The sequence below is a fragment of the Clostridium moutaii genome (assembly GCF_041205085.1).
Lineage (GTDB): Bacteria > Bacillota > Clostridia > Clostridiales > Clostridiaceae > Clostridium_B > Clostridium_B moutaii.
This window is the reverse complement of sequence record NZ_JBGEWD010000032.1, coordinates 1-14328: the sequence shown is the minus strand read 5'-3', so window position 1 is coordinate 14328 and position 14328 is coordinate 1. Positions and strand designations below refer to the sequence as shown.

12 protein-coding genes, 1 tRNA gene and 1 other annotated feature are annotated in these 14328 nt (G+C 33.0%); of the genes, 4 read left to right on the top strand and 9 right to left on the bottom strand.

What is annotated here, in order from left to right; all coding sequences use genetic code 11:
* A partial coding sequence (locus AB8U03_RS17600; RefSeq protein ID WP_369705853.1) for a hypothetical protein occupies positions 1-695 on the bottom strand: 695 nt, incomplete at its 3' end.
* Positions 696-1460: 765 nt separating this feature from the next.
* On the opposite strand from AB8U03_RS17600, the gene AB8U03_RS17595 reads away from it, so the two are divergent.
* Complete coding sequence (locus AB8U03_RS17595) at positions 1461-2474, top strand: IS3 family transposase (RefSeq protein ID WP_369705852.1); 1014 nt, start codon at positions 1461-1463, stop codon at positions 2472-2474.
* A 483-nt stretch (positions 2475-2957) separates the two neighbouring features.
* On the opposite strand, the gene AB8U03_RS17590 is transcribed toward AB8U03_RS17595, so the two are convergent.
* Positions 2958-3044 (bottom strand) — tRNA-Leu (locus AB8U03_RS17590).
* A 75-nt stretch (positions 3045-3119) separates the two neighbouring features.
* On the bottom strand, positions 3120-4283 hold the full coding sequence (locus tag AB8U03_RS17585) for a VanW family protein (protein WP_369705851.1): 1164 nt from the start codon (positions 4281-4283) through the stop codon (positions 3120-3122).
* Between the two features lie 169 nt (positions 4284-4452).
* Here AB8U03_RS17585 and AB8U03_RS17580 point away from each other — a divergent pair, with 169 nt between their 5' ends.
* Positions 4453-5691, top strand: a complete 1239-nt coding sequence (locus tag AB8U03_RS17580) for a competence/damage-inducible protein A (protein ID WP_369705850.1) — start codon at positions 4453-4455, stop codon at positions 5689-5691.
* Positions 5692-5778: 87 nt separating this feature from the next.
* Here AB8U03_RS17580 and nth read toward each other — a convergent pair whose 3' ends face one another.
* From nth to cysK, 5 genes are all read right to left on the bottom strand, one after another.
* Positions 5779-6450, bottom strand: coding sequence for an endonuclease III (gene nth, locus AB8U03_RS17575; protein WP_369705849.1), 672 nt, complete (start codon positions 6448-6450; stop codon positions 5779-5781).
* Positions 6451-6462: 12 nt separating this feature from the next.
* Positions 6463-7167 (bottom strand): lysophospholipid acyltransferase family protein, encoded by a 705-nt coding sequence (locus AB8U03_RS17570; protein WP_369705848.1) that lies wholly within the window; start codon positions 7165-7167, stop codon positions 6463-6465.
* 60 nt (positions 7168-7227) lie between these two features.
* Complete coding sequence (queG, locus tag AB8U03_RS17565) at positions 7228-8202, bottom strand: tRNA epoxyqueuosine(34) reductase QueG (protein WP_369705847.1); 975 nt, start codon at positions 8200-8202, stop codon at positions 7228-7230.
* Between the two features lie 25 nt (positions 8203-8227).
* The gene (epsC, locus tag AB8U03_RS17560; protein ID WP_369705846.1) at positions 8228-8824 is read right to left on the bottom strand and encodes a serine O-acetyltransferase EpsC; all 597 of its coding nucleotides are present in this window, start codon (positions 8822-8824) and stop codon (positions 8228-8230) included.
* Between the two features lie 118 nt (positions 8825-8942).
* Positions 8943-9854 carry a cysteine synthase A gene (gene cysK / locus AB8U03_RS17555; RefSeq protein ID WP_369705845.1) on the bottom strand — a complete coding sequence of 304 codons (912 nt, stop codon included), beginning with the start codon at positions 9852-9854 and terminating at the stop codon, positions 8943-8945.
* An 81-nt stretch (positions 9855-9935) separates the two neighbouring features.
* Positions 9936-10177 (bottom strand) — a binding site (T-box leader).
* A 212-nt stretch (positions 10178-10389) separates the two neighbouring features.
* Between cysK and AB8U03_RS17550 the strand changes: the two genes are divergently transcribed.
* A complete protein-coding gene (locus AB8U03_RS17550; protein WP_369705844.1) occupies positions 10390-11793 on the top strand; it encodes an FAD-dependent oxidoreductase in 1404 nt (467 codons plus the stop codon).
* 48 nt (positions 11794-11841) lie between these two features.
* On the opposite strand, the gene AB8U03_RS17545 is transcribed toward AB8U03_RS17550, so the two are convergent.
* Complete coding sequence (locus AB8U03_RS17545; RefSeq protein WP_369705843.1) at positions 11842-12669, bottom strand: YihY/virulence factor BrkB family protein; 828 nt, start codon at positions 12667-12669, stop codon at positions 11842-11844.
* A gap of 228 nt (positions 12670-12897) precedes the next feature.
* Here AB8U03_RS17545 and AB8U03_RS17540 point away from each other — a divergent pair, with 228 nt between their 5' ends.
* Positions 12898-14274 (top strand): Ig-like domain-containing protein, encoded by a 1377-nt coding sequence (locus tag AB8U03_RS17540; protein WP_369705842.1) that lies wholly within the window; start codon positions 12898-12900, stop codon positions 14272-14274.
* Positions 14275-14328: the final 54 nt, after the last annotated feature.

Genomic DNA, 14328 nt, shown 5'->3' with positions numbered 1-14328 from the left:
CTGGTCGTATCCAATGTGACGCCTGTAATATCTGATGAAGGTGTCAATGCTTTAGTCTTGAACAAGATTTCATACGCATTGGTTGTTAATGTAGCAGGTGTTTGGTCTGCCGTGATACCTGAACTTACTTTTATTTTATAAGAAGTGCTAGGTTCCAATTCTGTTGTTGGAGAAACAAAAAGGCTTCCATTAAGACTATTATTCATAGTAACATTACTAGCTACACTGCTTTCTGTCGCATCGGCATTTACTTTTACCAGTGTTATTAGACCTTTGTTGTTAGTATAGTTGCTATATTGATCTGACTTACCAAGGATATTTTCATTGAATGCAATTTGAAAATTAGGTAAGAGGTCTACTCCATTTCCGTCTGCACCATTGAATTGACTAGCAGGATATGAAGCATTATTAGGTATTCCTGCTTTCAATTCCCTGCTAGCAGTATAATTACCACTCGAAGAACTATAGTCAGAATTAGACGCATCACTTAAATAAACACCTATTAATGATGCATTATTAATAGTGCTACCTCCCACAACCGACGTATCATCCGGGTATGAATAAGGCGGTGCTGTATCCGCCCAAACCTGTGCGGTATTACTGAAAAGCATTACAAATATAAGTAGAAATGTAAAAAGTCGAGCACTATATCGTCTAATCTTTCTTCCCACATTGGGAATAATACTTTTACACATAAAACTTCCCCCCATTTTTCTTATAATTTACCATAAATTAATAATATTAAATTCATTCGAAATCTATAAGATCAATACGTATTTCTTTATTAATTAAATACATATTAATTATATTTTGATTAGGCCACAAAAATCTTGTAATTACTACCATCGTTGATATATTTATAAACTCTCAACAAATCACAGCTATACAAGCTTGTACATAAAAATTGGTTTGAAAATCAAGCATCACGTTTCAAAAATACAAAAAATTTAAAAAGACAAATATGCTCTCTTTTTTACTTTTGTTTCAATTTGTATCCATTCCCAAAAGATATAATTTGGTACAAAGATAAACATAAAAGGATATTTTTAATTACATTATATCACATAACATGACATAACAGTACAATTTTGTAATTTATATTTTCTACATATGAAGGGTTGGGGTACCTGTAGTAATGGAACAGAAAGTTACAACTTGATCTGTGCTTGCGATTAGGAAGTGATGACATTATTTCTGATATTGAATCAGTTGTAACTGATTATAAAAAAAATGTATAGTATACATGAAGAGATAAGAAATAGATATTCTGATAAAAAATAAACAATGGGTTTATTTCGAAATGAGTAAATTGCAGAGAAATTCAAAGTTAGTATGATTGGCAATTTTCATAAACTGTGACCATTTAACAACTTAGTAAGTAATTATTTTACAGTATGAAGAGAGGGGGGTGCGGACTTAAAGTTGGACTCCCTTAGAGTTCCGAAAGGAGCTTCTGAAAGATGTATTCTCAAGAAAAAGTTAATATCGCATTGAAACTATATCATCAATGCAGATCTGTAACAAAAACTGTGCAGACATTAGGGTATCCTACAAAGAAAGCCTTATACGACTGGGTTCATGATGAGGGCAAGCCTAAAAAACAAAGAAAGATACTTGAACTCACCAATACTAAAACTCATCCAGGAAATCCACCCGTTGAAGTAAAAATGGATGCATTACATCGTTGCTTTGAATTGGGAGAAAGTATAAAATCAGTATCAGAAGATATTGGTTATACTAGGGCTAGCATTTATGCTTGGCGGAAAAAGTATCTTCGGAAAGGTACGATTGCATTGATGAATGATAAAAATATCCAACCAGAAACTTTAGAAGAAGGTTCAGTTGCATCCAACGCTAAAGTTGAAGAATTAAAGGTTCAAATGCTTGATATGCAGCTTGAAATAGATATTTTGAGGGAAACAATAAATGTATTAAAAAAAGACCCCGGCGTCGACCAGACAGCTCTCAAAAATCGAGAGAAGGCAGTGATAGTCGATGCCCTAAAGAATAAGTATTCACTGCCACTATTGCTGAAGGAACTAAATCTTGCAAAGAGTTGTTATTATTACCAAGAAAACATCTTATCTAAACCAGATAAATATGCCCAATTACGTAACCATATAAGCAAAATATTCACAGAAAACAAAGGGTGCTATGGTTACCGTCGTATTTATGGTATGTTAGCAAAAGAAGGCTGTACAGTTTCAGAAAAAGTTGTTAGACGAATAATGAAGCAAGAAAATATGGTAGTGAGAGTTCGAAAAAAGCGAAAATACAGCTCTTATAAAGGAGAAATAACACCAGCTGTTTCAAATGTTATAGAAAGAAATTTTCAGGCGGATAAGCCAAATCAAAAATGGCTTACTGATATAACAGAGTTTGCTATTCCTTCTGGAAAAGTATATCTGTCTCTAATCGTTGATTGCTTTAAGGTCAAGCCCCAATCCGAACAACAATTGTTGAATCACTCTTGAAATTCAACATGCAAATCACATCAATTGTTGGTGGGTGCACTTTTTTACGATATCTCCGAACTTTTTCACGAAAGGTAGGAGCGTATAGCGGAGCGGTTACATTTTTACACGATACGGCTTCAAAAAAACATCAGCCTGAACATCATCTCTGGCTCCGCGGCGGGGCGACCAAAACGCTCGCAGTACTGTTCCCGCAACATAGGGTTTACAAAAATGAAGTCTATGTTTTCCTTGATTTTTCTCAAGATATTGTCCTTCGGCACGATAATATCTTACAGGCTCCTGTACTGCGACAGCTTTATCTGCGTATTCTCTCTCAGCATTTACTTCACGCCCTTGTTCCCATCTTATATGTATAAATTTTATACCACGAACATAAAAAAAAGTCCTCCTGCTCTTCGCAATTGGACTTTTTCAGCACTCTTGTTGTAACACTGGGCTTTTCTCATCAGTCAACATTGTATCAATATTGATGTTTATTTATGGTGCGGATAACAGGACTTGAACCTGCATGAAATTTCTTTCACTAGAACCTGAATCTAGCGCGTCTGCCAGTTCCGCCATATCCGCACAAATTACTTGATCATTATATCATACTTTTTTAAATAAGTTAATATATAAGTACTATTTTTTTAAACTATTTTATTATTTTGCCACAGCAGAATTTGAATATAAATTGAACGCTACATTTCCCCCAGAAGTATATCCTTCTATATATACAGGATATTTAAAGTCATTTCTGAATTTGTAATCTATGTTCCCATAATCTACTGTAGCATCCATTCCTTCTTCAACATAATGTACAGGAAGAGTATGATGTACTCTTTCCGTGGAGGTAAGCCCTGCTTTATATACGGCATTATATAAAGTTGTGGACACCTGACATATTCCTCCACCGAGCCCTGATTCCACCTTGTCGCCAATAATAACTGGAGCCGCTTCATAACCTTTAGCTGCAGTCCTCTGTCCTACAACTCCATTAAAACTAAAAGTATCCCCTGGCATTATTATGCACCCATTTATACTTTTAGTAGCAAGCCCTATGTTATTTGCTCTTTCAGAAGAAGATATAGAACCATAGTTTGTACTAAAACTTGATATCAATGTATCTACAGTTTTAAGTTCATCTTCCTTTATTGAAGCTGGAATAGTTTCTAATTCTGCCTTTACGCTTAAATTCTGACCTATATTTCCATCTATCTTAGAAGATAATTCTTTTTCCAAATCCTCTTTTTTAAGCTTAACACCATCCTGTTGTGGTATTACCTCAAAACCAATGCTCCCCATCTTCAAAGATGCATTTACAGGATCTGAGTTAACTTCATTTTCAATTTCATCTGCCAAAGCTTTTACCGGCTTTGCATTATAAGAAAACTTTAATTTATAGTTTACAACTTTAGGCTCTTTTAACAGACTATATTTTTTTAATATATTGTCATCTTTTCCATAGGAATAAGCTTCACTTACCACTTCATCTATATTGTACGATGGGCTTAAATTTGAATAGGATAACTCATATTTTTTATCTCCTACAATCACATAAATTTTCTTTTGTTGTATTTTATCAGAATATTGCTTTTTTATTATGCTTTCGGCCTCTGATTTAGTTTTTCCTGAGAGATCCACATTATTTACAAAAACCTTGGGATAAACCAAATTGTCCCAGTATTTTATATCATTATAATGATATACTATAAATCCGCAGCTTATACTTATAAAAATAGCTAAAATACATATAGCTGATACTACCAATTTTTTTTTCAAAGCTTTCTTTGATTTTTTTGACTGCCTTTTTTGACTCATTTTCATCACCTCTTTACTTTCACATAGTTATTATACTATAGTGTCATAATTTTTTGTATGTAAAAAATTATTAATTTATTATATTGTTTTTAAAATAAATGCAGTTTTATGGTATCATAAAATTATATAACTATCTAATAGTACTGCAAATAACTAAATACGGAGGTAAAAATACATGAAGGCTGAAATACTATGTGTAGGAACAGAAATTTTACTTGGAGATATAGTTAATACCAATGCTCAATTTATTTCCAAAGGACTGGCGGATTTAGGTATAGAAGTATATCACCAGTCTGTAGTTGGGGATAATCCAAAAAGACTTTTAGATGAATTAGAAAATGGTTTTAAAAGATCGGACATTATAATTACAACAGGAGGTCTTGGACCTACTCCAGATGATCTAACCAAAGAAACCGGAGCTAAATTTTTCAATAGAGAATTGATTTTAGATAAAAACTCACTGGATGATCTAAAAGATCATTTCAGTAAGATGGGTAGATCCTACTCAAAAGGAAACAACATAAAACAAGCTTATTTTCCTAAGGAATCTACCATATTTCCCAATCCTCACGGTACCGCTCCTGGATGTGCTATAGAGGAAAAGGGCAAGACCCTAATAATACTTCCAGGCCCTCCAAAAGAAGCTGCACCCATGTTTACCAATTATGTAATACCTCTTTTGGAAAAATACAGCAGTGGAATAATAAAATCCAAGGTACTGAGAATTTGTGGAATAGGTGAAGGTACCATGGCAGAAATGGCATCAGATATTATAAACAATAATACCAACCCCACTGTAGCCCCTTATGCTAAAGAAGAAGATACAATACTTAGAATTACGGCAGAAGCTTCTACAGAAAATGAAGCTTTAAATCTTATAAAACCTGTGGAAATTGAGCTCAGAAAAAAATTTGGAGTAAATATCTATGGTGAAGATGATATAAAGATGGAGGAAGTACTGGGTAAAATGCTTATAGATAAAAACTATACCATATCTTCAGCCGAATCCTGCACTGGTGGATTAATAGCTGCAAAACTTATAAACTACCCAGGCATATCTGAAGTATTTAAAGAAGGTGCTGTTACCTACAGCAATGAAGCTAAAATCAATAGACTTGGAGTTAAAAAAAGTACTCTGGATAAATACGGTGCTGTAAGTTATGAAACTGCAAAAGAAATGGCTGAAGGCATAGCTAAAACATCTAATACGGACATAGGTATATCTACTACCGGAATTGCCGGTCCCGATGGAGGCAGCCCTGAAAAACCTGTAGGTCTAGTATATATGGGACTTTACATCAATGGTAAAACTCAGGTTAAAAAGTTCCAGTACTTTGGCAGCAGAGATACCATAAGAAGAAGGGCTGCAATGAGTGCTCTGGATTGGATACGAAGAGAAATCATAAATATATAGATATGTGAAATTTAGATTTAAAACTTATTTACAAAAGGGTATAACACTAGGCATAGTATTATACCCTAAATAAGAACCAGATTAAGTTTAAGCTTTTTTATCTTTAATTTCTGCCTTTTTCTCCTGCTCTTCAGGATGATTGAAATATTCACAATAAGGAGCTACAGGGCAATGCTCACAGTCAGGTTTTCTGGATTTACATATGCGTCTCCCATGCCATATTAAATAGTGATGAGAATCACTCCACATATCTCTAGGTATGTTTTTCATAAGCTCCATCTCAACTTTATGAGGTGTACTTCCCCTTGCTATTCCCAACCTGTTAGATACTCTGAATACATGGGTATCCACTGCAATAGCCGGTATTCCAAAAGCATTGGACAGAACTACATCTGCAGTTTTCCTGCCTACTCCGGGCAATTTAATTAATTCTTTCATGTTATCTGGAACATGTCCTTGATAATTTTCCATAATTTCTCTGCTTGTTTCCAATATATGTTTGCTTTTATTTCTAAAAAATCCGCAGCTTTTTATTTTCTCCCCTAGTTCCTCCTCTGTCAATGAAACCATTTTTTCAGGAGTATTAAATTCTTTATACAATTCACTGGTAACTTTATTTACCCTCACATCTGTACATTGGGCTGAAAGCATAGTCGATACTAATAATTCATAAGGTGAATTAAAATTCAAAGCACATTTTGCCTCCGGGTATGTTTCACTTAATATTTTTAATATTGTATCTACATCTTGTTTATTCAATACTTATCACCTTCATTGTAATTTATAAACTCCTCTATATTTTTCAGGTAAAAGCTTTGCAATTTCATACATATAAAAATCAATTATCCTATCATCATATTCATGTTTTTCTTCACCTTTATTTCTTTTGGGTACCTGCAATTCCCTTCCTATATTTACCTTAACCTTGGCAAAGTGAAAACTTTCCAAAGCCATATCTTTATCGTTTATAGGTAGAAGTTTTTCAGTACCATATATCCCTACGGGAATTACTCTGGCCCTGGATAATTTTTGTATAAGTACTACTCCTCTCTTGCCTTTATTCATAGTAGATGTTCTGCTCCTGGTACCTTCAGGAAATATGAGTATGCTTTCGCCTGATTTCAATGTCCTGACTATATTGGAAATGGCACCTTTATCTGCTGAGTTTGGCATTATACCTATGGTCTTCGTCATGCTCATTCCCAGTTTAGTAAGACAATTGTCATTTAACTTTCTACCTGATACAAAGGTTAAATCTTCCTTCTTAAATACATGACCAAGCACTAGCGCATCTGAATTACTTAAATGATTACATACGAATATAATGGGTCTTTCAACTCCATCTAAATGTTCTATACCCTTAACCTCTATACTTGCATACTTATTTAAGTAACCGATTAATACCTTTTTTGAAATGTACCTGACTAATCCTTGGGGTAAACATCCAATTAGCCTAGCCATCCATGGAGAAATCATAAATAAAGCCACCTTTCATTTTATATAACATATAATTTTAAAATAATACCATTATATAAATTATAATTTTAAAATATGCAAAAGTCTATCATAATAATTTTTTACATAAGCAGACCTTATATTTTTCATATTAACATCCTTACCTAGAATAAGTGCATTTATTATACCATTTCTCTGGATGATATTTTTACCTCTCCATCCACAGGAAGTATTACCGTATCTTTCTATAAACATCTTCTTGTCTATATTTACAATCTCATTTAAATCTACATTTTCCATAAAATCAAAGGGTTTAAAATCTTCTATGCTGGAATAAACAACATCACTGTTATATGGACAAGCTTTCTGACATGTATCACACCCAAATAGTCTTCCCTGAAATTTTGTAAACCATTTACTGTCTATATCTTTTTTTTGAGTAATATAGGACATACACCTATTGGAATTTTTGTGCCCAATAAGAGCCCCTGTCGGACATGCGATTTCACATAATCTACAGCTGCCACATTTACTTTCCATAGGTATGTCACTTTCCATTTTTATATCAGTTATTATTTCTCCTAAAAACACATAGGAGCCATATTTATCTGTAATAAGCATATTATTTTTTCCTATAAATCCTATTCCACATTGAAAAGCTATATACCTTTCGGGCAGGAAATTACTATCTACAAAATATCTGACCTTTCCCCCTAAACTTTCTATAAAACCACATACCCTTCTCAAATAATTTTCTACCACCTTATGATAATCTTTTCCCCTGGTATACATTGAAAACTTTACATTCTTCTGTCCATCGTCCTTTTTAAACAAATAGGGAAAGGCAATAGATATTATTGTCTTTCCCCCATCCATATATTCATAATAATTAATCCTCTTTTTAATATCGCTTTCTTCAAACTCATTTTCTAATAAATTTTCTTTTCTATAACAAAGGTAGCTTTTAAGCTCAGTATATATTCTGCATTGGGTAAATCCTACAGTATCTAATCCAATTTTATGGCAATAATCTAATATTTTCTCCTTGTAATCCAATATTTCACCTACTCGTACAAAAATCTTATATTACCATTTCATTATATATCTTTTTTCTCTCTCCTGCATAATTTTTTATTTCTATAACGGATGCGCTCTTTCTATTATATATAATCCTTACAGGGATTCCCACTGCAGTACAATCGGAAGGTACATTTTTTAGAACTACAGCATTGGCGCCTATTTTAACATTATCTCCCACAACTATTGGTCCCAATATTTTCGCACCGCTTCCTATTAATACATTATTCCCAATAGTAGGATGTCTCTTACCTGTATCCTTCCCTGTTCCTCCCAATGTCACTCCATGGTACAACGTTACATTATCCCCTACTTCGGCAGTTTCTCCTATTACAACTCCCATTCCATGATCAATAAACAATCCCTTGCCTATTTTAGCTCCTGGATGAATTTCTATACCAGTTAGCATTCTGGATATCTGCGATATCAGTCTGGCAATAAAAAAACATTTTCTTTTATAGAAAAAATGAGATATTCTATAGTGTATCAAGGAGTGTATAAACGGATATACCAAAAACACTTCTACTGGATTTCTAGCAGCTGGATCATTTTTCATGGCATTTTTAATATCATAAGCTAATAATCTAAATGGATTTTTCATTATTATATCACCCTTTTTAAACCTTTATTTCAATTTTTTATTTAAGTGTAAACATCTCCTCACAGGGAAATACATATCCCTGCGAAAAGTTGTCTAAAATATCAAAACTTGCTACAAATTAATCATACAATCCCATGGAAAGATACTTCTCTCCTCCATCTGGTGCTACTGTAACTACTTTCTTGCCTTTTCCTAACTTTTTAGCTACCTGTATAGCTGCGGATATATTAGCTCCTGAAGATATTCCCACTAATATTCCTTCTTCTTTTCCCATCAATCTAGCATATTTAAATGCCTCTTCATCCCCTATAGTGATAATCTCATCTACCAGTTCTGATTTATATATATCTGGTACAAATCCTGCACCTATTCCCTGTATTTTATGAGGTCCTGTCTGACCACCTGATAAAACCGGTGAAGCTGCCGGCTCCACTGCGATTACTTTTGTACTTTTATTGTGCTTTTTTAAATTTTCCCCTACTCCTATTAATGTTCCACCAGTACCAACACCAGCTACAAATGCATCAACATCTTTTAAATCCTTTAATATTTCTTCAGCTGTGGTGGCATAATGTTTTTGAGGATTGGCTTCATTTACAAATTGTTGTGGTATATAGTATCCTTTTTTACCCTTGACAATTTCATAGGCTTTTTCTATAGCACCTTTCATTCCCTTAGTTCCATCTGTAAGAACCAATTCAGCCCCATATGCCTTTATCATATTTCTTCTCTCTACACTCATGGTCTCCGGCATGACGATTATGACTTTATATCCTTTTAATTTTCCTATCATGGCAAGAGCTATACCTGTATTTCCACTAGTGGGCTCAACTATTGTTCCTCCTGCCTCTATAAGATTTTCTCTTTCTGCTCTTTCAATCATTCCAAGAGCAGCTCTATCTTTAATGCTTCCTCCCGGATTATACTTTTCAAGTTTAATATATATATCAGCTGAATTCGCATCCTTAAAATTATCCAATTTAAATAAAGGTGTATTTCCTATCATATCTATGGCATTATTAAATATCATTATTTTTCCTCCCAATAATTTATTCCAATAACTGCAAGTAATTTATTTTGACGTCAAAAAAACTCCCTCTCTACATTTTACTATAGAGACGAAGCTTATACTCCGTGGTCCCACTCTCTTTGAATCCATTGAGGATTCCACTCTTAATCAAACACAGCGCTATGTTCTATCACTATAACGGGTGATCACGATGTAACCTACTACTGATTCGGTACATAACTCCAAAGAGCACTTCACTTAAACTCCATTAAAAAACTTCTCAGCCTATAGTTTTTTCTCTGTATAACTTTATTTAAGTTACTTTTCTTTTTCAAAGCATTTATGAGTAATTTACTATGATTTATATTATATATTATACAACTAGAGGAACTTTTGTCAATATTATTTTTAATTTATTTAATAAAATAATTGCAAAATTTATTATACATGAAATGTTCAGCCTATTCAGTTGATTTTACTTCCCATATATAATATAATAATATAAATAACAATTATTTATTAATAATTAAAATGAATATACCTAGGGGAGGATTTAATGTCAACTTATAAAGTTCAAAAAAACCTTGAAAAAAAAATTAATGAGGAACTAAATAAAAAAACTAAGGATAAAAACTTTGAATCCACAAAAAAGTGGAAGTGTCTTGTTTGTGGAGTAATATTTGAAGGAAATGAACCACCAGAGGTCTGTCCAGTATGTGGTGCTGATGCCAGTCAATTTGTAGAAGTATCTGAAAAAAGTCATGTGGATTTTAGTACAGATAAAAATGAGAACTTCGTAATAATTGGAAATGGTGCTGCAGGATACCATGCTGCTGATTCCATAAGGAAGAGAAATAAAAACTGCAGTATATCTATTATTTCTGCTGAAGACACTATAACTTATTATAGACCTGAGCTTTCAGATTATCTTTTAAATCCTATACCTGATAAAGATTTCTATCTTTCTGATGAAAATTGGTATAGAAGCAATAATATAAAACTTATTTTAAACTGTACTATAAAAAATATCGACACAAGTTCAAAAAAAGTGATTGGAGAAAAAGGGCAAGAATTTTCATATGACAAACTTATACTTGCAAATGGAAGTTCCAGTTTTATAATTCCAATAAAAGGGAAGGATAAAAAAGGAGTATTTTCTTTAAAATATATGTCAGATGCAGAAAACATAAAAAGCTACATGTCTAAATCTAAAAATGCAGTGATAATTGGTGGAGGCCTGTTGGGGCTTGAAGCTGCGTGGTCAATTAAAAACTTTGGTTTGGATGTTACCATAGTAGAATTTTCAAATAGGCTGCTTCCACGTCAATTGGACCCTGAAGGTGCTCTTCTTTTTAAAGAAGCTGTAGATAAATCAGGTGTACAGATAATACTTGGAGATTCCGTGGAGGAAATATCGGGGGAAGAAAAAGTATCCAGTGTACGATTAAAAAGTGGAAAAATTATAAAAACCGATATGGTCTTATTTTCCGTAGGCATACGTCCTAACAAACAATTAGTTGAAAATACGGATATAAAGACAGATAAAGGAATAATAGTAACCGATAGAATGGAAACCTCTATAAAAAATATATATGCCTGCGGAGACATCTGCCAGTATAAAGGAAGAGTTTACGGAAATTGGCCTGCTTCAGAGGAAATGGGTAAAGTTGCCGGAGCCAATGCCTCCGGTGATGAAACACATTTTAAAGATTTTATATCTTCTTCTATATTTACTTCTATGAACGCAAATTTGTTTTCCTGTGGTACAATTTCACCTGATTCTCAAATGCTGGTTTTAAAAGATCCCTCAAATAATGACTACCAAAAATTATTCTTTGAAAACAACAAATTAGTAGGTGGAATATTGATGGGCAGCACAAAAAAATCAGGAAAAATCATGCTGGCAATACAAAGTGAAAAAACCATGCAGGATATGATAAGGGAGAATTTTTTTCTTTAGTTTCCCAATTTGAAGGTAAGTAGACCGGCTTCTATGTAACACATGCAGTCAGTTTACTTTCTCTTCATGTTTAAATAACACTGCATTAACTTCTCCCCCTAAAATGGTTATAACAGATAAAATAAAAAGCCAGGTCAGAAGAACTATTGCAGCTCCTATACTTCCATAGATTATAGAATAATTTGCAAAATTATTTACATAAAATGCAAAACCTACAGATACTACCACAATACCTATGGTGGAAAAAACTGCTCCTGGAATTACTTCTTTCCATGTAAGTTTCACACTGGGAGTGTAAATATATACAGCTGCAAAGATAAATACAGTAGAAACAAACATAATTACATATCTTAACATATCCCATATAAAGTTAAATTCCTTGGAAAATCCTAGACTAGAAGCCAGCATGCCTCCAAGCATTCCTCCAAATACCAAAAACAATATAGTAATTACCATTATCACCGTTATTCCCAAAGTACATAATATGGATACAGTATATATCTTAAATAAAGTTCTATGTTCCTTCTGATTATATGCTTTGTTAAGTCCCTTTATCACTGCATGGAACCCGCCAGAAGAAGCCCATATTGTAAAAATCAAACTTAGGTATACCAATTGAGTATTTTTAGCAATTGTAATTCTAACCACCGTATTTTCTATTAATTCCAATATATTTTTAGGCAATATATAGCTTAACCCAGTTAATATATCACTGCTGCTTACATCACTGTATCCTATAAAACTTATAATAAAAATTAAAAAAGGGAAGAAAGAAAATATCAAACTATAAGCAAGTTGAGAAGCAAGTGCTAGGACATCATCTTCTATAAATCCAAGAATAAGCTCTTTTAGCTTATCTCCATTCTTTTTTGTCAACTACATCTCTCCTTTCTCATTTACTAATCTTTTACTTAGTGACAATTTAATTTTTATATTATAAATAATATGTTGTATTTTTATTAATATTATAATTTTCCCATTTAAATGTTAAATTATAAATAACCCTATTGAACTTATATCTCAAAAGAATTAAACTTATTGTCGAGGAGTTTTTGTATAAAATAAAATTCTTACATCAATAAAAAATAGAAGGAAGGAATGCAATTGAAAAACTTCATAAAAAGGTTTCTATTATTTTGTGGAATTTACATGCTTGTTCAAGGATTTCATTACACTACGGTACTGGCATCAGATAATTTGGACAAGTCTTCTGCAAAACCTACCATCACGAGTACAACCAATTTACCTAATACTTCTTCCAATTCCACAGATAATAGCAGTGAAAATACATTATCTGGGCAAACTACATCAGATGAAAATACCGTATCTACAGCTAATTTAAGCTCTGTGCAAAATTCATCAGAGGAAAAATCCACCGACGAAAATACTGTATCTAAAGTTGATCCAACCTCTGCACAAAGTTTATCCAATGAAAATGATACATATGATGCAAGTACTAGCCAAAATACAACTTACAATACTATAATTAAATCCAGTACTCCCACTAATAAAAGCTGGAAAATAGAATTTAATGAGCCAGTAGATATAAACTCTTTAAAAGATAAAATAAAAGTAGTTGATAAAAGCAATACAGAAATTCCCATAACCTTGTCCTCAGCAGATAATAATAAATCAGTTATTGTAACACCTACGGCTAATTATGACTATGATTCGGATTATACTCTTACCATAGGAGAAGATATAGTATCCCTATATAACAGGAAACTTAAAAACCCTACTGTGGTAAAATTTAAAACGGTTCCCTCTATAGTATCTATTGATGACATAAATACGACTATAAATCAAGAGGATAATTACAGTTTGCCTACGAAATTATCTGCCAATATGTCAGATAATTCCACTAGTTCCGTAGATGTATCCTGGGATAAAGCCCTAAGCATGACAAGTATACCGGGAAATTATGTTTTTAAAGGTACAGTAGAAGGTTACAGTAAAACAGTAACTTTACAATTAACTATAAACCCTTTTGTACCTGTTCAATCCATTTCAAATGGAACTAGAACTCAATCTGCAATTGGTACAAGCCTATATAATTATCTTATGAATTATGACAACAGGCAGTCAGTTTTGGAAAGAGCTATAGAACTTCATGATGGCGATACCAGCAACAATTGTGTATATTTTGCCAGTGAAGCACTTAGACGGGCTGGATTAACGGATCTGCCAGATTATGTGGCAAATACTCTCACTCTTACATCCAAGCTGCAAAGTATGGGATGGCAAATTTCTACAGACTTATCCATGCTTTTACCAGGAGATATATGTTTTACTACATCTTATGGGAATGGTCCAACCCATGCATATACATTTATGAAATGGGCTGATCCTAACAGCTATGATTATGCATACATATGTGACAATCAGGGTTATGACTATGGAGACAATGCATACCATATAAGAAATATAGATTTTGAAACTTCAACAAAAGATAAATTGTCCTATTTTATGTATTTAGCTTAAATAAACCCATAATGATATGACCCCAATAAGTTAGACTTTATTGCGTAGTAGTTT

Bases quoted from the DNA above. Each gene is read 5' to 3' on its own strand.
- AB8U03_RS17595 (WP_369705852.1), top strand. From the start codon at position 1,461: ATGTATTCTCAAGAAAAAGTTAATATCGCATTGAAACTATATCATCAA.
- AB8U03_RS17585 (WP_369705851.1), bottom strand. From the start codon at position 4,283: ATGAAAATGAGTCAAAAAAGGCAGTCAAAAAAATCAAAGAAAGCTTTG.
- AB8U03_RS17580 (WP_369705850.1), top strand. From the start codon at position 4,453: ATGAAGGCTGAAATACTATGTGTAGGAACAGAAATTTTACTTGGAGAT.
- AB8U03_RS17570 (WP_369705848.1), bottom strand. From the start codon at position 7,167: ATGATTTCTCCATGGATGGCTAGGCTAATTGGATGTTTACCCCAAGGA.
- epsC (WP_369705846.1), bottom strand. From the start codon at position 8,824: ATGAAAAATCCATTTAGATTATTAGCTTATGATATTAAAAATGCCATG.
- cysK (WP_369705845.1), bottom strand. From the start codon at position 9,854: ATGATATTTAATAATGCCATAGATATGATAGGAAATACACCTTTATTT.
- AB8U03_RS17550 (WP_369705844.1), top strand. From the start codon at position 10,390: ATGTCAACTTATAAAGTTCAAAAAAACCTTGAAAAAAAAATTAATGAG.